Origin of the sequence: Pseudomonas sp. NFACC02 (assembly GCF_900110765.1) — a bacterium.
In the GTDB taxonomy this organism is placed as follows: domain Bacteria; phylum Pseudomonadota; class Gammaproteobacteria; order Pseudomonadales; family Pseudomonadaceae; genus Aquipseudomonas.
The window spans coordinates 153,418-172,431 of the sequence record NZ_FOEO01000010.1 but is presented as its reverse complement, the minus strand read 5'-3'; the positions used below and the strand labels follow the sequence as shown (position 1 = coordinate 172,431).

General features: G+C 60.7%; 18 protein-coding genes. 14 read left to right on the top strand and 4 right to left on the bottom strand.

What is annotated here, in order from left to right; genetic code table 11:
- Positions 1 to 573: 573 nt before the first annotated feature.
- Complete coding sequence (locus BMY73_RS11810; RefSeq protein ID WP_062379664.1) at positions 574 to 867, bottom strand: hypothetical protein; 294 nt, start codon at positions 865 to 867, stop codon at positions 574 to 576.
- Between the two features lie 183 nt (positions 868 to 1,050).
- On the opposite strand from BMY73_RS11810, the gene BMY73_RS11805 reads away from it, so the two are divergent.
- The gene (locus BMY73_RS11805; RefSeq protein ID WP_092407236.1) at positions 1,051 to 1,719 is read left to right on the top strand and encodes a glutathione S-transferase family protein; all 669 of its coding nucleotides are present in this window, start codon (positions 1,051 to 1,053) and stop codon (positions 1,717 to 1,719) included.
- A gap of 62 nt (positions 1,720 to 1,781) precedes the next feature.
- Here BMY73_RS11805 and argH read toward each other — a convergent pair whose 3' ends face one another.
- Complete coding sequence (gene argH, locus BMY73_RS11800) at positions 1,782 to 3,176, bottom strand: argininosuccinate lyase (protein ID WP_092407234.1); 1,395 nt, start codon at positions 3,174 to 3,176, stop codon at positions 1,782 to 1,784.
- A 157-nt stretch (positions 3,177 to 3,333) separates the two neighbouring features.
- On the opposite strand from argH, the gene BMY73_RS11795 reads away from it, so the two are divergent.
- From BMY73_RS11795 to BMY73_RS11765, 8 genes are all read left to right on the top strand, one after another.
- Positions 3,334 to 4,413 (top strand): sensor histidine kinase, encoded by a 1,080-nt coding sequence (locus BMY73_RS11795; protein WP_092407232.1) that lies wholly within the window; start codon positions 3,334 to 3,336, stop codon positions 4,411 to 4,413.
- On the top strand, positions 4,410 to 5,156 hold the full coding sequence (locus tag BMY73_RS11790) for a LytR/AlgR family response regulator transcription factor (protein ID WP_062379658.1): 747 nt from the start codon (positions 4,410 to 4,412) through the stop codon (positions 5,154 to 5,156). Before BMY73_RS11795 ends, BMY73_RS11790 begins: the two co-directional genes overlap by 4 nt.
- Positions 5,157 to 5,614: 458 nt before the next feature.
- Entirely contained in the window at positions 5,615 to 6,556 is a 942-nt protein-coding gene (hemC, locus tag BMY73_RS11785; RefSeq protein WP_062379657.1) for a hydroxymethylbilane synthase, read from the top strand.
- A complete protein-coding gene (locus BMY73_RS28585; protein ID WP_062379655.1) occupies positions 6,553 to 7,326 on the top strand; it encodes a uroporphyrinogen-III synthase in 774 nt (257 codons plus the stop codon). The genes hemC and BMY73_RS28585 overlap by 4 nt, the downstream gene beginning before the upstream one ends.
- A 51-nt stretch (positions 7,327 to 7,377) precedes the next feature.
- Positions 7,378 to 8,520: a uroporphyrinogen-III C-methyltransferase gene (locus tag BMY73_RS28580; RefSeq protein ID WP_256571170.1), complete on the top strand. Its 1,143-nt coding sequence runs from the start codon at positions 7,378 to 7,380 to the stop codon at positions 8,518 to 8,520.
- Positions 8,517 to 9,764, top strand: coding sequence for a heme biosynthesis HemY N-terminal domain-containing protein (locus BMY73_RS11775; RefSeq protein WP_062379651.1), 1,248 nt, complete (start codon positions 8,517 to 8,519; stop codon positions 9,762 to 9,764). Before BMY73_RS28580 ends, BMY73_RS11775 begins: the two co-directional genes overlap by 4 nt.
- 248 nt (positions 9,765 to 10,012) lie before the next feature.
- A complete protein-coding gene (locus BMY73_RS11770; protein ID WP_092407230.1) occupies positions 10,013 to 10,540 on the top strand; it encodes a disulfide bond formation protein B in 528 nt (175 codons plus the stop codon).
- A 183-nt stretch (positions 10,541 to 10,723) separates the two neighbouring features.
- Entirely contained in the window at positions 10,724 to 11,182 is a 459-nt protein-coding gene (locus tag BMY73_RS11765; RefSeq protein WP_062379647.1) for an Rsd/AlgQ family anti-sigma factor, read from the top strand.
- Positions 11,183 to 11,245: 63 nt separating this feature from the next.
- On the opposite strand, the gene BMY73_RS11760 is transcribed toward BMY73_RS11765, so the two are convergent.
- The gene (locus tag BMY73_RS11760) at positions 11,246 to 11,923 is read right to left on the bottom strand and encodes an FKBP-type peptidyl-prolyl cis-trans isomerase (protein ID WP_062379645.1); all 678 of its coding nucleotides are present in this window, start codon (positions 11,921 to 11,923) and stop codon (positions 11,246 to 11,248) included.
- Positions 11,924 to 12,104: 181 nt separating this feature from the next.
- Here BMY73_RS11760 and BMY73_RS11755 point away from each other — a divergent pair, with 181 nt between their 5' ends.
- The gene (locus BMY73_RS11755) at positions 12,105 to 13,181 is read left to right on the top strand and encodes an AlgP family protein (RefSeq protein ID WP_092407228.1); all 1,077 of its coding nucleotides are present in this window, start codon (positions 12,105 to 12,107) and stop codon (positions 13,179 to 13,181) included.
- Here the strand turns inward: BMY73_RS11755 and BMY73_RS11750 are convergent.
- On the bottom strand, positions 13,178 to 13,645 hold the full coding sequence (locus tag BMY73_RS11750; RefSeq protein WP_062379640.1) for a TIGR02444 family protein: 468 nt from the start codon (positions 13,643 to 13,645) through the stop codon (positions 13,178 to 13,180). The genes BMY73_RS11755 and BMY73_RS11750 overlap by 4 nt on opposite strands.
- 46 nt (positions 13,646 to 13,691) lie before the next feature.
- Here BMY73_RS11750 and BMY73_RS11745 point away from each other — a divergent pair, with 46 nt between their 5' ends.
- The 4 genes from BMY73_RS11745 (at position 13,692) to BMY73_RS11730 (ending at position 18,995) form a co-directional block, all read left to right on the top strand.
- Entirely contained in the window at positions 13,692 to 15,602 is a 1,911-nt protein-coding gene (locus BMY73_RS11745; RefSeq protein WP_092407226.1) for an ATP-binding cassette domain-containing protein, read from the top strand.
- The gene (locus BMY73_RS11740; RefSeq protein ID WP_092407224.1) at positions 15,602 to 16,204 is read left to right on the top strand and encodes a mechanosensitive ion channel family protein; all 603 of its coding nucleotides are present in this window, start codon (positions 15,602 to 15,604) and stop codon (positions 16,202 to 16,204) included. Before BMY73_RS11745 ends, BMY73_RS11740 begins: the two co-directional genes overlap by 1 nt.
- A gap of 109 nt (positions 16,205 to 16,313) precedes the next feature.
- Complete coding sequence (locus BMY73_RS11735) at positions 16,314 to 16,940, top strand: LysE family transporter (RefSeq protein ID WP_092407222.1); 627 nt, start codon at positions 16,314 to 16,316, stop codon at positions 16,938 to 16,940.
- Between the two features lie 159 nt (positions 16,941 to 17,099).
- Positions 17,100 to 18,995, top strand: coding sequence for a cytochrome c/FTR1 family iron permease (locus tag BMY73_RS11730; protein WP_092407220.1), 1,896 nt, complete (start codon positions 17,100 to 17,102; stop codon positions 18,993 to 18,995).
- Positions 18,996 to 19,014: the final 19 nt, after the last annotated feature.

The window sequence follows — 19,014 nt, the reverse complement described above, 5'->3', positions numbered from 1 at the left end:
GCTCCTGGTTTGGCCCGACTTCGTCGGGTACCCGCACTCCGACGACGCTCCGTGGGCCCGCGCCGAACGGGCATCCATGCCCTGACGGCGCTCTCGCGGCATCCATGCCGCTCGACCCACTGCGCGTCGTCTGCGTTTGGCCTGCACCCAAGTCGCGATTTGCGGTGTCTGGACTGTCGCGCATATGAACAGCGCGGGCTGGAGCTAACACTCCTCGCTTTCTTTGATGCGTGCATCGATCCTTCGCACGCCAACCTGTAGGAGCGCGCTTGCCCGCGATCTGGCGCGAAGCGGCAGCAAAGTCAGGCGACCCGGTTATACCTGACACTCCGCATGCACCGGGTTTGCTGCCGGTTCCCGGCAGATCACGGCACAAGCCACGCTCCTATAGTTTCGGCATGAACCAGCTGCACGCGGCATACCGCCAGATCACGATCCTGGGTTTATCGAGGCACCGCTTCTGACCGCAGGGCAGGTTCGGTCAGGCACGATCTTGCTTCTGCCCGCAGGGCGGAGCGCGCTCCTACATTCTTGGGCATGCACTCTTGGGCAGAACCAAGACCGGGGAGGGTATTACGCTTCGTCTTCCAGCTTCACACCCGGCGGCAACTCCGGCAGGGCGCGCAGGGCTTTTTCGTACCATTCGGTGTTGAACGGGCGGTCGTCTTCGAGAATGCCGTCGATCTCCACGGCCAGGACGTGCGCCATCATTTCCAGAATGTCGTCACGCTCGTAGCCCACCAGCGTCAGCTTGTTGAAGGTGGCTTTGGCAGCAGGCGGGTTGTCACTTTCGATCTGGTTCTCGATGGCCTGGATCAGGGTCGATTCAGCGAATTCTTCTTCGTCGTTGTCGATGCGGTCGCTCATGGCGGACTCCTCGGGAAAGGCCCGCAGTTTAACTGCAATCGGATGTCGTGTGATGCGGGCGCATGCATGACGCACGTCAACGCACGTGTTAAGCGGCGCTGATAGGGTTTACGACGCTCTGGATCGGCTTTCACATGCCGATGTGAGTTGCAATGACCCCCAAGAGGCCAAGGAGGCCTGTGAATGTTCAAGCTTTACGGATTCGCCGCGAGTAACTATTTCAATATGGTCAAACTGGCTCTGCTGGAAAAGCAGATCCCGTTTGAAGTCGTTTCGATGCATGGCTGCCAGAACCCGGAAACCCTCGCTGTCAGCGCGCGAGGCAAAGTCCCGGTGCTGGAGACGGAAGAAGGGTTCATCAGCGAAACCGACGTGATTCTGCGCTATCTCGAAGACACCCATCCAGACATCCCGCTTTTGCCCGCTCATCCGTTCGCTCGGGCACAGGTGTGGACGACGGCCAAGGAGATCGAGCTGTACATCGAGCTGCCCGCACGCTTGTGCTATGTCGAAGTGTTGTTTGGGGGCAGAGCGACGCCTGAGGCACTGAAAGCCAAGGCCCGGCGGGATCTGATCAAGGGATTTGCCGCACTGGCGCGGCGGGGAAAGTTTGCGCCCTATGTGGCGGGCGATGCGTTTACGCTGGCGGATATCTATTTCATGTACAGCGTGGACCTGGCGCAGCAAGTGGGGCAGCGGTTGTTCGGCTTGAACCTGCTGGATGAGGTTGCAGGCGCCAGGGATTTGCTGAAAAGGCTGAATGAGCGGCGTTGCGCACAACGTGTCGCTGCAGATCGAGAGGCTGACTTTCCGATTTTTCTGGAGCGTGTGCGTCCCGTCATCGTGCGTTGAGGAGAAGTCGTGCCTTGAGGATAAAAAGGGCGATGGCTGCGGCCATCACCCTTTGTGCCCACTTAACGGGTAGCCAGCAACTGCTGACCACGCACCACAGCCGCCCTGACCTGGGCCGGAGCGGTTCCGCCAACGTGATTACGGGCGTTGACCGAGCCTTCCAGCGTCAGCACCGCAAACACGTCCTGGTCGATCTGGTCGCTGAACTGACGCAGCTCGTCGAGCGTCATTTCGGCCAGGTCCTTGCCGGTTTGCACGCCGTATTTCACCGCATGACCGACGATCTCGTGGCAGTCACGGAACGGCAGACCACGGCGAACGAGATAATCGGCCAGATCGGTCGCGGTCGAAAAACCGCGCAGCGCAGCTTCACGCATGATCGCGTGCTTGGGCTTGATGGCTGGAATCATGTCGGCAAAGGCGCGCAACGAATCGCGCAGAGTGTCGGCGGCATCGAACAGCGGTTCTTTGTCTTCCTGGTTGTCTTTGTTGTACGCCAGCGGCTGGCCTTTCATCAACGTCAGCAGGCCCATCAGGGCGCCGAACACGCGACCGCTTTTGCCTCGAACCAGCTCGGGAACGTCCGGGTTTTTCTTCTGCGGCATGATCGAGCTGCCGGTGCAGAAACGGTCCGGCAGGTCGATGAACTGGAATTGCGCGCTGGTCCACAGCACCAGCTCTTCGGAGAAGCGCGACAAGTGCATCATCGCGACGCTGGCGGCCGCGCAGAACTCGATGGCGAAGTCGCGATCCGACACGCTGTCCAGCGAGTTGCCACCGACGGCTTCGAAGCCCAGCAACTGGCAGGTCAGCTCGCGGTCAATCGGGTACGTGGTGCCCGCCAGCGCAGCGCTGCCCAATGGCATGCGGTTGGTGCGCTTGCGGCAGTCGACGAGACGCTCGTAGTCGCGGCTGAGCATTTCGAACCAGGCCAGCATGTGATGCCCGAAGGTCACCGGCTGCGCGGTCTGCAGGTGAGTGAAACCCGGCATGATCGTGTCGGCTTCGCGCTCGGCCAGGCCCAGCAGGCCTTCTTGCAGACGAGTGATTTCGGCCAGGATCAGGTCGATCTCGTCACGCAGCCACAGACGGATATCGGTTGCGACCTGATCGTTGCGGCTGCGGCCGGTGTGCAGCTTTTTGCCAGTGATACCGATGCGGTCGGTCAGACGCGCTTCGATGTTCATGTGCACGTCTTCCAGATCCACGCGCCAGTCGAAAGTGCCGGCTTCGATTTCGCCCTGAATGGTTTTCAGGCCATCGATGATGGTGTCGCGCTCGGCATCGGTCAGGACGCCGACCTTGGCCAGCATCGTGGCGTGGGCGACAGAGCCCATGATGTCGTGGCGATAAAGGCGCTGATCGAAAGTGACGGAGGCGGTGAAGCGTGCGACGAAGGCGTCGACGGGTTCACTGAAGCGGCCGCCCCAGGACTGATTGGTCTTGTCGGTGCTCATGGATTCGCTCGCTGCTCTGCTGATTACTGTACTGATGACGGTTTGAGTGAAGAAGTGGCGCGGCCCATTTTAAAAGGCGCGGGCGATGATAACAGTATTGCCGGTTTTTTATTCCGGGCACCTTGCCCGTCGGGATGTGAGCGCAGAGACTGGTCCCATGCAAAACGAGCGCAATAATCCGGGCCAGAGCGTTTCGCCCGGCAAAGAGTTCTTCCTTCCGGAACTGTGCCTCCCGCAGGCGCTGCTGGTTCTGGTCGTGCTGGCGGAACTGCTGGTGTTGGTGCTGGTGCTCATCGAACCCATGCATCCAGGTTTCGACTGGGTGAGGCTCGCGCTGATCTCACTGTTCGTGCAGTGGATCGTGTTGCTCTCGGCCGCGCTGCTCTGTGGTTTGCGTCCCTGGCTCGCGCGCCTGAACGCGGGTCTGGCGGGCGCATTGGGCTGTCTGCTGGTGGTAGCCGTGACGTTGGTGTGCACGGCGGTCACTGATTATTGCCAGTTGGTGGGCACGCCGCCCGACGGGGTCGTGGAACGTTATCTGCGCTATTCGTTGATTGCGCTGATCATGTCCGCGCTGATGTTGCGCTACTTTTATTTGCAGAGTCAGTGGCGCAAACAACAGCAGGCAGAACTGCGGGCCAGAATCGAGTCCCTGCAGGCAAGGATCAGGCCGCACTTTCTGTTCAACACCCTGAACAGCATTGCCAGTCTGGTCACCAGCGATCCGGGCAAGGCGGAACAGGCTGTCCTGGATCTGTCGGACCTGTTTCGCGCCAGTCTGGGCACGTCCGCAAGCCTGACGACATGGTGCGAAGAACTGGCGTTGGCCAAACGTTATCTATCGATTGAGCAATATCGACTTGGCGAGCGTCTACAGTTGGACTGGGACGTCAGCGCAATTCCCGACGACTTGCCGATTCCCCAGCTAACCTTGCAGCCATTACTTGAGAACGCGTTGATCTATGGGATTGCGCCCCGTGTCGAAGGCGGGGTGGTCAGGGTCGAGGCGGACTATGAACGGGGAGTATTCATATTGCGTGTCAGTAATCCCTACGACGAAGTCGCCCATCGGCAGACTTCAAGCGGCACTCAGCAGGCCTTGGCAAATATCGGCGCCCGAATCACGGCACTTTTTGGTCCTCTCGCGAGTCTGAGCGTGGAGCGCCGTGACGGTCGTCACTTCACCTGTCTACGCTATCCTTGTGCGAGACTCACGCAGGAAGCCAGAGCAATATGAATGTCCTGATCGTTGATGACGAACCCCTAGCCCGCGATCGCCTGAGCCGTCTGGTCGGTGATCTTGAGGGTTATCGGGTCCTTGAACCCAGCGCCACCAATGGCGAAGAAGCCTTGACGCTGATCGATAGTCTGAAACCCGATGTGGTGTTACTCGACATCCGCATGCCGGGTCTTGATGGGCTGCAGGTTGCAGCCAAATTATGCGAGCGCGATACGCCACCTGCCGTGGTGTTCTGCACCGCTCACGATGAGTTCGCCCTGGAGGCTTTCCAGGTCAGTGCCGTGGGCTACCTCGTCAAACCCGTGCGTCCGGAGAACCTCCTCGAAGCCTTGCGCAAAGCCGAACGGCCGAACCGTGTGCAGTTGGCGGCGATGACCCGGCCCGCTGCCGAAAGCGGCAGCGGGCCACGCAGCCACATCAGCGCGCGGACGCGCAAAGGTATCGAGCTCATCCCGCTGGATCATGTGATCTATTTCATCGCCGACCATAAGTACGTGACCCTGCGCCACGAGGACGGTGAGGTGCTGCTCGATGAGCCACTCAAAGCGCTGGAGGATGAGTTCGGCGATCGTTTCGTGCGTATCCACCGAAATGCGCTGGTGGCGCGTGATCGTATCGAGCGCTTGCAGCGTACGCCTTTGGGGCATTTCCAGTTGTTCCTCAAAGGGCTCAACGGCGATGCGCTGATCGTCAGCCGTCGTCATGTGGCGGGTGTGCGCAAGATGATGCAGCAGTTGTAAGCACCTCCCACCGGTCTGCGGTCTGGACACAGGTTCCCGCGTCAACCCGAACCCTGTGGGAGACGTCCGAGGTTACGAGGGTATGGGCCGCGATTCGGACGAATGCGTTGTGTCATTCACTATTGATGTTGCTGACCTGACGCATTCGCCAGCAAGCCGGCTCCTACAGGTCTGCGGTCTGGACACAGGTTCCCGCGTCAACCCGAACCCTGTGGGAGACGTCCGAGGTAACGAGGGCAGCGAACGGTGGGTTCAGTCACTACTGATATTGCTGACGTGACGCATTCGCCAGCAAGCCAGCTCCAACAGTTTGAAATGAGTAGCGCCGAAGCGACACGCCGTCGCATGGTATCCGTGGGGCGATTGAGACCATGATGTGCGCAGATTGAAGACAGTCGTTCGGCCCGATTGGGGCGAGCTGTTATTATCCGCCGCATTCACTCAGTACGGATTGATTCATGTCCTCTCGCGAAATCCGCATCGCTACGCGCAAAAGTGCACTGGCCCTCTGGCAGGCCGAGTACGTCAAGGCTCGTTTGCAAGACGCTCACCCCGGCCTGATCGTGACCCTGGTTCCAATGGTCAGTCGCGGTGACAAGCTGCTGGACTCGCCCTTGTCGAAAATCGGCGGCAAGGGCTTGTTCGTTAAAGAGCTGGAAACCGCGCTGCTGGAAAACGAAGCGGACATCGCGGTGCATTCGATGAAAGACGTGCCGATGGATTTCCCGCAAGGATTGGGATTGTTCTGCATCTGCGAGCGCGAAGACCCGCGCGATGCGTTCGTCTCCAACACATTCGCCAGCCTCGACGAACTGCCGGCTGGCAGCGTCGTCGGCACATCGAGCCTGCGTCGTCAGACGCAGTTGCTGGCACGTCGGCCGGATCTGAAAATCAACTTTCTGCGCGGCAACGTCAACACGCGTCTGGCCAAGCTGGACGCCGGTGAGTACGACGCCATCATCCTGGCGGCTGCGGGCCTGATCCGTCTGGGGTTCGAGGACCGCATCACGTCTCCCATCAGCATCGACCATAGCTTGCCCGCGGGTGGGCAAGGCGCGGTCGGCATTGAGTGCCGCAGTGTCGACACCGACCTCCACGCGCTGCTGGCTCCCCTCCACCACGCGGACACGGCCGTGCGGGTGACCGCTGAGCGTGCGCTCAACAAGCACCTTAACGGTGGCTGCCAAGTGCCGATTGCCTGTTATGCGGTGTTGGAAAACGATGAGCTGTGGTTGCGGGGTCTGGTAGGCGATCCTGCGGGCAGTCTGCTGCTTCGTGCCGAGGCCCGGGCGCCGCAGGCTGACGCACAGGCATTGGGCGTTCAGGTTGCCGAGGTGCTGCTCGAGCAGGGCGCCGCTAAGATTCTCAAGGCGGTGTACGGCGAGGCGGGCGAGGAGTGATGGGGTGGCGTTTGCTGCTGACGCGCCCGGCTGAAGAGTCGCAAGCGCTCGCAACGGTCCTGGCCGATGAGGGCGTGTTCAGCGCCAGTCTGCCGCTACTGGAGATCGAACCGCTGCCCGTCTCGGAAGAAAACCGGTCCATCGTTTACAACCTCGCGGCTTACTGCGCCGTGATTGTCGTCAGCAAGCCCGCTGCGCGGTTGGGTCTGGAAATGGTCGACGAGGTCTGGCCGCAACCACCGATGCAGGACTGGTTTACCGTCGGCGCGGCCACCGCGCAGATTCTGGACGACTATGGCCTGCGTGTGTTTTTCCCCGAGCACGGCGACGACAGTGAAGCGTTGCTTAACCTGCCGCGCCTTCAGGAGGCCATTTGCGGTTACGACCCGAAGGTGCTGATCATGCGCGGCGAAGACGGTCGTGAATTGTTGGCTGAACGCTTGCGCGAACGGGGTGTTACTGTCGATTATCTGCCGTTGTACCGTCGGCAACTGCCGAGTTATCCCGCTTTCGCACTGCCGCGGCGAGTCGAGGCGGAACGCTTGAACGGGCTGGTGGTCAGCAGTGGACAGGGTTTTCAACATCTGCGCGAGCTGGCGGGCGATGCCTGGCCTGAGCTTGCGCGGTTGCCTTTATTCGTACCGAGCCCTCGGGTCGCCGAGCTGGCGCGCGACGCCGGGGCCCTGACCGTAGTGGACTGCCGCGGCGCCAGCGCTTCGGCCTTGCTGGCAGCGTTACGGGCACAACCCGAGCCTGCTTCCCAGGCGTAATGATCGACGAGTCGGATTACGCGATGACGCCCAAATGCAAAGGATGGATACGTGAGCGAAACAGTCTTGCCAAAAGATGACGTTGAACCGGTACTGGCCAAACCTGAGCCCCTGCCGGATCCAGCGCAAAAAGAACCTTCGAGCCGTCGTGGCAGTAATGGTCTGGCCATCCTGGCACTGTTGCTGGGCGCCGCGGGTGTCGCGGTCGGTGGATGGAGCGTGTGGCAGTTACGGGCGATGCAGTCGAGCCATCAGCAACAGTCGGGTCAGTTGGAAGACATCGGCTCGCAGACCCGGATTCTGCAACAGAGCGAGCAGCAACTGGCGGCCCGGCTGGCGCAACTGCCTCCCGCGCAGGAGCTGGAAGATCGCCGTCGACTGGTCACTCAACTGCAAGGCGATCAGCAGCGTCTGAGCCAGCGTGTCGAAACCGTTCTGGGCGCCAGCCGCAAAGACTGGCGTCTGGCCGAAGCTGAGCATCTGTTGCGCCTCGCCAGTCTGCGACTGTCCGCGCTGCAAGACATTAACAGCGCGAAGGCATTGGTTCAGGGGGCCGACGAGATTCTTCGAGAGCAGGACGATCCGGGGGCATTCGGCGCTCGCGAGCAACTGGCCAAGAGTCTGGCTGCGTTGCAAAGCGTTGATCAACCTGACCGTACCGGGCTGTTTCTGCAACTGGCCGCGTTGCGTGATCAGGCCGCCCAGTTGAATGCGCTGGCGCCGGAATACAAGGACAAGGGTGAATCCTTGTTCGGCCTCACAGACGGTACTGAGGACAGCTACTGGGCGACCTGGTGGGACAAGATTTCCCAGTACATTCGCATTGATTTTCATGCCGACAAGAATATTCGGCCGTTGTTGGCGGGGCAGAGTCTGACTCAGGTGCGTCTGGCGCTGAGTCTGGCGCTCGAACAGGCGCAATGGGCTGCCCTGAACGGCGAACCCGAGGTCTACGCGAAGGCGGTGACCGAGGCGCGAAGCGTGCTGGATGCCAATTTCAACAAGGACAATCCGCAGAGCAAGATGCTGGGTGAGCGGCTGGACGAGCTGGCGAAGATGCCAGTGTCCGTGGTGACGCCGGACCTGACCCAAAGCCTGAGCGCGGTGCAGGCTTATCTTGAACAACGACACAAGCCGGTGGGCGGTGCGCTGGACAAGCAGGCTGACGGGGCGCAATCGGGGAATCAGCCATGAAACGCGCCTACGTGATTGTCTTTGTCGTCATCGTGGTGGCGGCGCTGGTCGGGCTGGCTATTTCCCGGCATGCCGGTTACGTGCTGATCGCCTACGAAGGCTTCCGCTTCGAGTCCAGTCTTTGGGCTGCACTGGGCTTGCTGGTCGCGCTCGTATTGCTGGTCTGGCTGGTTCGCGCACTGGTGAGGCTGCTGACGACATCGGGCGGGGTGGTCAACCCATGGTCGCGCCGCAACCGCAGTCGTCGGATTCAGGTGGCCATCGAGCAGGGTCAGATGGACCTCGCCGAAGGCCGCTGGGCCAGCGCTCAACGTCATCTGCACCGCGCTGCCGAAGCGGAGCGTCAACCGCTGCTTTATTACCTCGGTGCCGCACGTGCGGCCAATGAGCAGGGTCGATACGAAGACAGCGATAATTTGCTGGAGCGTGCCCTTGAGCGACAGCCTCATGCAGAGCTCGCCATTGCGCTGAACCACGCCCAATTGCAACTTGACCGTGGCGACAGTGACGGTTCGCTGGCCACCCTGCAAGCCATGCAGGAGCGTCATCCGCACAATCCCCAGGTGCTGCGTCAGTTGCAGCGACTCTATCGTCAGCGTGGCGACTGGTCCGAACTGATTCGCCTGATGCCCGAGCTGCGCAAGGACAAGGTGCTGCCCGCTCAAGAACTGGCGGAACTCGAAAAGCGCGCCTGGGGGGAGAATCTTTCCCTTGCGCCGTACAGAGGTAGGGAAGGTGAGGACGGCCCGGCCGGGTTACCTGCGCTTGAGAAAGCCTGGCAGCAACTCACATCGGCGCAGCGTCAGGAGCCTGCCTTGATTCTGGCGTATGCCGAACAGTTGCGTCGTCATGGCGCCGATGTCCAGGCCGAAGAGGTCCTGCGCACGGCCATGAAACGTGAATACAACACGCATCTGGCGCGTCTGTATGGTTTGGTGCGTGGCAGTGATTCCGGTAAACAGTTGCAGACCGCAGAAGGCTGGCTGAAAAGTCATCCTGATGACCCCGGGCTGCTTTTGACGCTGGGGCGTCTTTGCCTGCAGAGCAGCCTGTGGGGTAAGGCGCGAGATTATCTGGAAGCGAGTCTGCGTTTACAGCGCAACCCCGAAGCGTGCGCCGAGCTGGCGCGTTTGCTGGGGCAGTTGGGTGAAACCGACCGCAGCAACCAGCTCTTCCAGGAGGGATTGGGCTTGCTTGACGAGCGTTTACTGGCTCGACCACTCCCGGCTTTGGCGCGCGCATGAACGCAAGCGTTCGCCACACACAAAAAGGCCCTTAAAGGGCCTTTTTGTTAACGTTTCGCCAAGGCTTGTAGGAGTCTTCCCGTACTCCGTGAGCGTTGTATTTGTGTCCTATGCCTAACGGTATATTTTCCTATGGGTGTGGTCGGTAAATCCCTACCCAAACTAAGAAATATCCTCCTCCGGTTGCCTTGAAAGCGGGTCTCGCTTTCCTCTACCGTACCGCCTTCGTCTTTTGTTACGGATTTTCCATGCATCTGGCCCGCACGCGCTCCTTGTTCTTTCTGGCGTTTTTCGCCTGCGTATCGATTGTGGGAGCTGCCCTCTATCTGGAGCACATGGTCGTCTTTGCGCCCTGTCCGTTATGTCTGGTGCAACGCGTTCTTTTCGGGCTTTTTGCCGCCGTTTGCCTGGTCGCTGCCGCCCATTGCCCACAGCGCAGAGGATGGCGTCTCTATTCCGCAGCGCTTGTGGTGGTCTCGCTGGCTGGCGTGGCCACTGCGGCCAGACAGGTCTGGTTGCAGGCATCGCCGCCCGAAGACATCGCTTCGTGTCTCGGCAATCTGCAAAACATGCTCGATACCATGCCCTTCTTGAAAGTCATCAGCGAGATTCTGGCTGGCCACGCTGACTGCTCTGAAATCACCTGGTCACTCTTCGGCATCAGCATTCCTGAATGGAGTCTGCTGGCATTTTCTGGCTTGAGCCTGTTCGCGTTGTACTACCTGCTCATCGAATTTCGCCGATCTGGCACACCGCAGAACGCGACGCCGGATTAAACGCTTGTATGAACTTTATCTCCTGCGTACCTTGAAGGCCTGGTCGAGCGGGCATAATCTGGGCCGCACGCATCATCGGAATAATGCTGCTGTCGACGTTTTTCAGAGCCGGTTTTCATAAGCATCAAACCGGATCTTGAAGCGATTCAAGGCAGCATGCCCCTGAAGGGAAGAGAGAACATCATGCTGGAAAGTTGTCAGAACGCTCAGGAACGCTGGGGTGGGGTTCACAAGCTGATCGATCGTTGGCTCCAGGAGCGCAACGATTTGATCAAGGCTTACGATGATCTGGGTGCTCAGCCGGACGCGTTGTCCGAGACGCGCAAGCCGCTACAGGAATTCTGCGGCACGTTGGTCGACTACGTGTCAGCAGGTCATTTCGAAATCTACGAACAACTCACCGGCGAGGCGAAGGCCTTCAACGACAAACGCGGTCTTGAACTTGCCGACACGCTCTATCCTCGTATCGATGTCATCACTGAAAAGCTGCTGGCGTTCAACGATCTCTGCGATGAAGGAAAATGCGTCGCCGAGAAATTCAAGGAGCTGGGTGGTTTGCTGCACGAGCGCTTCGAGCTTGAAGACTGTCTGATCGAAGTGCTGCACAACGCGCACAAGACACCGGATGCGGTTCAGGCCTGACCGGTCGGGTGATGCAAAAAAGGGTGCCTTGGGCACCCTTTTTATTGGCTATAGAAAGGATCGCTACTGCGATACCGCAATCAGCTCGATCTCGAAGACCAGCGGCGTGTATGGGTCGATCAGATCACCCGCGCCTTCAGCGCCATACGCCTGGGCCGAAGGAATGACCAGCCTCCATTTCGCCCCGACGGGCATGTCGACCAGCGCGGTGGTCCAGCCCGCGATCACGCTATCGAGACGAAACCACTGAGGCTGCTGGCTCTGATCGAAGATCGTGCCGTCAGGCAGACGTCCGACGTACTTCACCTGAACGCGACCGTTGATATCTGGCTTGGGCCCGGTACCCGGCGTCAGTTCGGTCATCAGAATGCCGTCGGCCAGCTGACGCACACCGGGTTTGGCTTTTTCAGCGTCCATGAAGCGGCGCTCTTCCTTCAGCGCGGCTTCGGTCTGCGGCTCGGACTGGCCAGAGTTTTCGGCTTGGGCAAGGGCGGCGTCATGATCACTGAGGATCTGCTCCATGCGCTCCTGCTTTAACGCCAGCGGCTTGTTTTGATACGCCTGCTGCAAACCTTCGATCAACGCCGGCAATTGCAGGTCCGGAGCTTCCTGGCGCAGGCGTTCACCCAGGCTCGCTCCCAGGCTGTAGGACAGGTCATGGGTGTTATCGGAAGATGGAGCGTCGGCCGCGTGAGCAAGGGATACCAAGAGGAACAACGACGTTAACAAATAGCGCGACATGAATGCTCTCCGGCCTGGGAAGTGAGCGATTATGCCAGTGCCGCGTGCTTAATGTGATGATGATGTGAGGGGATTTTGCCCAAGTTGCAACAGACCGTAATTTGTAGTGTCAAGATGCCCTAGCGGCAGTGCGGGCAGAGGTCTAGTATGAGCCGCATTCAAATCAGCCAGGAGGTAAGTCATGTCGGCCACCAAGAAGCCAGTAAACACTCCGTTGCATTTGCTCCAACAACTGTCGAGCAGCTTGCTTGAACATCTTGAAGACGCCTGCTCTCAAGCCCTGGCTGATGCCGAAAAGCTGCTCGCCAAGCTTGAAAAACAACGCGGTAAAGCTCAGGAAAAACTGCACAAATCCCGCACCAAACTTCAGGACGCCGCCGCTGCCGGCAAAGCCAAGGCGCAAGCCAAAGCAAAAGACAGCGTGGGTGAACTCGAAGCCCTGCTCGATGCGCTGAAAGATCGTCAGACTGAAACCCGCACCTATATCCTTAACCTCAAGCGCGATGCTCAGGAAAGCCTGAAGCTGGCGCAAGGTGTGGGTCGTGTGAAAGAAGCCGTGGGCAAAGCGCTGAGCGACCGTGCTGCCAAAGCCAAGGCGCCGGCGAAAGCTGCAGTTGCCAAGGCACCCGCTAAAACCGCGGTGAAAGTCACTGCCAAGCCAGTCGCCAAAGCACCCACTAAAAATACCACCGCAAAAGCTGCTGCCAAACCAGCGGCCAAAGCAGCTGTAAAACCTGCTGCCGCCAAGACCGCAGCCGCCAAACCTGCCGCGGCCAAGGCGCCTGTGGCTGCGAAACCCACCACTAAAGCCGCGAGCAAACCCGCCGCCAAGCCGGCCGTGAAAGCCTCGGTTGCCGCCAAGGCGCCCGCAAAAACGGGCGCTGCAAAAACCGCTGCTGCCAAGCCTGCCGCCAAACCGGCTGCGAAACCTGCCGCTGCCAAGGCTCCGGCGAAACCTGCTGCCGCCAAGCCTGCTGCTGCTAAGGCCACTGCTGCAGCGAAACCTGCGGCCAAGCCTGTTGCTGCCAAGCCTGCGACGGCCAAGCCTGCCGCGAAACCGGCCGCCAAGCCAGCCGCCGCCAAGCCTGCTGCAAAAACCGCAGCCAAGCCGGCCGCTCCAGCAACGGCTACTGCTGCCAAGCCAGCGACGCCTGCGCCGACAGCCGCGACGTCGACCACCACGCCAACCGCTCCAGCCGCGCCTGCTACGCCGGCCGCCGCTTCCGCGACCGGCTCGACGTCGAGCAGCGCTTCCTAAGCGAGGTCTTCCCCGGCGCGCCGCAGGGTCTGCAGCGCGTCGGGGGCTTTGCTCGCGGCATCGCCTGCGAGCGCTTCCAGCCAGTTGCCTGGCGTCTGCGCAGTCCGCTCAGGCCAGCGTTGAGTCAATCGCTGCAACCTCACCAGCAACTCACGCTCTGCGTCCAGCTCCAGCACCTTCAGCCGTTCGCGCAATGCCCCGAGTTCGACATCGGTCGTCGCTGCAGCTTTCCATTGTGTGCGCAATGCTCTTAATGGCCCGACCACCTGATCGTGCCACGGGGTGGTCAATTGTCTGATTTCCTGCGCCCTTTGCGGATTGAAAGGAACGTCGAGTCGATCCAGCCAGACGCCACACAGCAGCGCACAGACGTTGCCGCCGTGGGTTTGCAGGCTCAGACACGCCTGCTCAACGCCTGGGCGTGCGTAAAAATCCAGGGTGAAACTCCATAGGTCCGAGGGCATCGTCATCTACCTGTTTTGGACGAAGCTGGTAGACTCCGCCGCCATTATGATCAGACTTCAAAGCCTTACCTTACAGCGTGGTCCGCAACGTCTGCTAGAAGACGCCGAGCTGACCCTGCACGCCGGCCAGAAAGCCGGCCTCATCGGCGCCAATGGCGCCGGTAAATCCAGCCTGTTCGCGTTACTGCGCGGTGAACTGTCCCCCGACAACGGGGATTGCTCCCTGCCTGCCGACTGGCGGATCGCGCACATGCGGCAGGAGGTCGATATGCTCGATCGCCTGGCGGTGGATTACGTCCTCGATGGTGACCTGCGTCTGCGTCAGGTGCAGCGTGATCTGGCCGCTGCCGAAGCCGCCCAGGACGGGGCGGCTCAGGCGCGTCTGCACGCGGAACTCGACGGCGCCGACGGCTACACAGCCGATGCTCGCGCACGCAAGCTGCTGGCGGGTCTGGGCTTCACCAATGAGCAGATGGACCGGCAGGTCGGCGACTTCTCCGGTGGCTGGCGGATGCGTCTGAACCTGGCGCAGGCCCTGATGTGCCCGTCGGACCTGTTGCTGCTCGACGAACCGACCAACCACCTGGACCTCGACGCCATTCTCTGGCTGGAAGACCACCTGAAGAGCTATCCAGGGACGTTGCTGCTGATCTCTCACGACCGGGATTTTCTCGACGCGGTGGTCGATCATGTCGCCCACGTCGAGCAGAAAAAGATCACGCTTTATCGCGGCGGCTACAGCGCCTTCGAGCGTGCGCGTGCCGAACGTCTCGCCCAGCAACAGCAGGCGTACGAGAAGCAGCAGGCCCAGCGCGCGCACATGGAGAAATTCATCACGCGCTTCAAGGCCCAGGCCACCAAGGCCAAGCAGGCCCAAAGCCGGATCAAGGCGCTTGAGCGCATGGAAGAACTGTCGGCGGCGCATGTCGACTCGCCGTTCGATTTCTCCTTCCGTGAATCCAGCAAGATTTCCAGCCCGCTGCTGGACCTGTCGGACGCCCGTCTGGGCTATGGCGACAAGACGATCCTGCAGAAGGTCAAACTTCAGCTCACGCCCGGTGCGCGGATTGGTCTGCTCGGCCCGAACGGCGCCGGTAAGTCCACGCTGATCAAAAACCTGGCGGGCGAACTCGAGCCCTTGAGCGGGCGCATGGTGCGTGGCGAAAACACCGTCGTCGGTTACTTCGCTCAGCACCAGCTGGACTCGCTCGATGCCAAGGCCAGCCCGCTGCTGCATTTGCAGCGGATCGCCCCGACAGAGCGCGAACAGGCCCTGCGCGACTTCCTCGGCGGTTTCGACTTCCGGGGCGCTCGACTGGACGAGCCGGTGCTGAATTTCTCGGGTGGCGAGAAAGCCCGTCTGGCGCTGGCGTTGATTGCATGGGAAAGGCCAAACCTGTTGCTGCTCGACGAACCGACCAACCACCTGGACCTGGAAATGCGTCTGGCGTTGACCATGGCGCTGCAAGAGTTCAGCGGCGCGGTGTTGGTGGTCTCTCACGATCGTCATCTGCTCAAGAGCACCACCGACAACTTCATGCTGGTCGCCGATGGCGTCGTGCAGGAGTTCGATGGCGACCTGGATGACTACGCGCGCTGGCTGGTGGATTACCGCCTGCGCAATGCGCCGGTCAGCAACACGCCGGTGAATGCCGACAAGACCGACAAAAAAGCCCAGCGTCAGCAGGCCGCTGCGTTGCGCCAGCAATTGGCCCCGCACAAGCGCGAAGCCGAGAAGCTGGAAAAAGAACTCGGCACCTTGCACGAGAAACTGGCGAAGATCGAATCAGCGCTGGGCGACAGCGCGATTTACGAGGCGGCCAACAAGGACAAGCTTCGTGACCTGCTGGCGGATCAGGCCAAGCTGAAAACCCGCGAGTCCGAGCTTGAAGAGGCGTGGATGGAGGCGCTGGAGCTGCTGGAATCGATGCAGGCCGAGCTGGAAGCGCTTTCTTGATGGAATCCCTGGCGTTGCCGGTGCCGGCTTACTGGATCGAACCGATTCTGGTGGGGTTGCAGATTCTCCTGATCCTGTTGGTCGGCTACACGCTGCAGCGGCTCGTGGCGCGGTTTCTGACGCGTCTGGCCGAGCGGTATCCGCTGCTTCCGCCTGAGCTGCTCGTGATGCTGCGCGGCGGGTTGCGCTGGTTGATCATGGGTACGGCGTTCGTGGCTGTGCTCGGTCGACTGGGTGTTTCGGCCTCGGTGTTATGGGCCGCCTTGTCGGGTTTCGTGGCCGTCGCTGCAGTGGCCTTCTTTGCCATGTGGAGCGTGTTGTCGAACCTGCTGTGTGCGGTGTTCATTTTCACCATGGGGCCGTTCCGCATCGGTGATGTGGTGGAGTTGGTCGATACCACCGACAAACCCGGCATCAAGGGCCGTGTCATGGCGATCAACCTGATGTTCACCACCCTGGTCGAGCCTGCGGAGTTGGGTGGCACGTTGGTGCAGGTGCCCAACAGCCAGTTTTTCCAGAAATCGATCCGGCGTTGGCGTGGCAATGACGGCACACCGATCGTCTCGGGTGAGAAGCGTGCCGGCGAACCGGTTCAGCGCTGAACCACCGCACAGCTACCCTCGAACTTGCCGCAACAGTTAGAAACCAGTGGTTTTTGAGCCACGGAACTACTAGGTTAGGGCGACGGTTTGCTTATGCCTGAGGTGTGTAATGTCGCTCGAAACATGGCTGGCTTTTTTTGCCGCCTGCTGGGTTATCAGCCTTTCTCCGGGCGCCGGTGCTATCGCATCGATGTCCAGCGGTCTGCAATATGGGTTCTGGCGCGGTTACTGGAACGCGTTGGGGCTGCAGTTGGCGCTTATCGTTCAAATCGCAATTGTCGCGGCGGGCCTGGGGGCGGTGCTTGCCACCTCGGCGTTGGCGTTCACGCTGATCAAATGGTTCGGTGTCGCTTACCTGCTGTATCTGGGCGTGAAGCAATGGCGAGCATTGCCAAGCGACCTCTCTGACGAGTCCACCATTCGCCCTGTGGGCCAACCGCTGGCACTGATCGCGCGCGGCTTTCTGGTGAACATCAGCAACCCCAAGGCACTGGTGTTCATGCTGGCGATTCTGCCGCAGTTCATCGACACCCACCTGCCGCTGGTACCGCAGTACCTGATCATCGCGGCGACCATGGTCACGGTGGACCTGATCGTCATGGCGGGCTATACGGGGCTTGCGTCCAGGGTGCTTCGTCTGCTCAAGACACCCAAGCAGCAACGTAGAATGAACCGCACGTTTGCCGGCCTGTTCGTCAGCGCGGCAGCGTTTCTGGCAACGTTGCATCGCGCTTGATGCGGCTCCTGTATTCATCGTAGGAGCGCCATCGTTCGCGCCGGCGCTCCTCCCTCACTTGATTGGCGCTGAACTCGTCATTCAGCAACACGATGCTTGAGTGCGAGACGTTGTACATGAACAATGACAACCCTTCGCATTTGAATCTGAGATGTACTCATGTTTTCCCCCTCCCGCTTCATGGCCCGTCTGGTTCTGACCTTGCTGAGCCTGCTCGGCACCCACGCCTGGGCAGATACTGTCGACGGTGCTGCTCAGGCATTGCACCTGTTGGATTACGTCAGTGCGGACTATCCGCCCACCGTTTCAGACGGGAAGGTCGTTGATGACGCCGAGTACAGGGAGCAGATGGAGTTTCTCGGCGCGCTCCAGGCACTGACCGCTTCGCTGCCGGCGCGTCCCGAACGCGCGGGCCTGGAGCAGGGCGTCAAGGCGCTGCAAAGTGCGGTCGAGCAAAAACAGGACGGGGCGCAGGTTGCGCGTCAGGCGCGGCAACTGGGCGCGAAGCTGGCCGTCGCATACGAAGTGAGTCAGGCGCCGGTGATTACACCGGATGCCGCACGCGGCGCGCCGCTGTACGCGCAGCATTGCTCGGTCTGTCATGGCGACGCGGGGGCGGGCGACGGCCCTGCGGGGATCGGCCTGACGCCGCCTCCGGCCAACCTTCGTGATGCGGCGCGACTGGACCGGCTAAGTCTCTACGACATCTACAACACCCTCGGGCTGGGCATTGAAGGCACTGATATGCCTTCGTTCGCCGATCAACTCGATGACCGCCAGCGCTGGGACGTGGCGACTTATATCGCCAGCTTCAGCGCCGATCCTGCGGCGGCACAGGGGAAAGCTTTCAATCTTGCGGACCTGGCGCGCCAGACGCCAACTGAAGTGAATGCCGCTGAAGGCCCTCAAGCTGCTGCGACGTTTCGCGCTCAGCGTGCTCAGCCGCCGCAGGTTCAGCGGGGTCCGGCGCAGTTGCTCGACTACACCAGCATGACGCTGGACAAGAGTCTGGCGGCGTATCGGTCCGGTGATCGTGACCAAGCGTACGACTTGTCCGTGGCGGCCTATCTGGAAGGCTTCGAGCTGGTGGAGAGTTCTCTGGATAACGTCGACGCCAACGTGCGCAAGGACACTGAGAAGGCGTTGATGGCCTATCGGCAATCGTTGCAGGACGGCTTGCCCGTCGCTCAGGCCGCGCAAAAGCTTGAGGCGGCAAAGCTCAAACTCAAAGCGTCGGAAAATCTCTTGGGCAGTGACGGCCTGAGCACGTCGTTGAGCTTCATTTCGGGCTTGTTGATCCTGTTGCGAGAAGGTCTGGAAGCCATTCTGGTGCTGGCGGCGATCCTGGCGTTCCTGCGCAACACCGGACAGCAATCGGCGGTGCGGAGCGTCAACCTGGGTTGGGGCCTTGCGTTGCTGGCAGGACTGGGCACCTGGGCGTTGGCGGCGTACGTGATTGATGTCAGTGGGTCTCAGCGCGAGCTGCTGGAGGGTGCGACTGCGTTGTTCGCCAGCGTCATGGTGTTGTGGCTCGGCGTGTGGATGCACGACAGGCGTCATGCCGCCGCCTGGCAGGATTACATCAAGACCAGCCTTGTCGGCGGGGGCGGACGGTTCGGCTTCGCAGTGCTGGCGTTCTTCTCGGTCTATCGCGAGCTGTTCGAAGTGATCCTGTTTTACGAGACCTTGTGGTTGCAGGCAGGCCCGGCCGGACATAACGCGGTATTGGCTGGCGGTGCGACGGCGCTCGTGCTTCTGATCGGGCTGGCGTGGGTGATTCTGCGCGGTTCGGCCAAATTGCCGCTGGCCATGTTCTTCGGCATCAATGCGGCGCTGTTGTGTGCCTTGTCGGTGGTATTCGCCGGCCATGGCGTCAAGGCCCTGCAAGAGGCCGGCATCTTCGGTACCCGCCCAGTGCCGTTCTTCGAGTTTGACTGGCTGGGTATCCATGCCGACGCTTACTCATTGGCGGCACAAGCTGTTGCGCTGGTCGCGATTGCGGTGCTGTATGGCAGAAGCCGATGGGCGGAGCGGCGTCGGGCGGAAGCCGCCTGAATAATCTGTAGGATCTGCA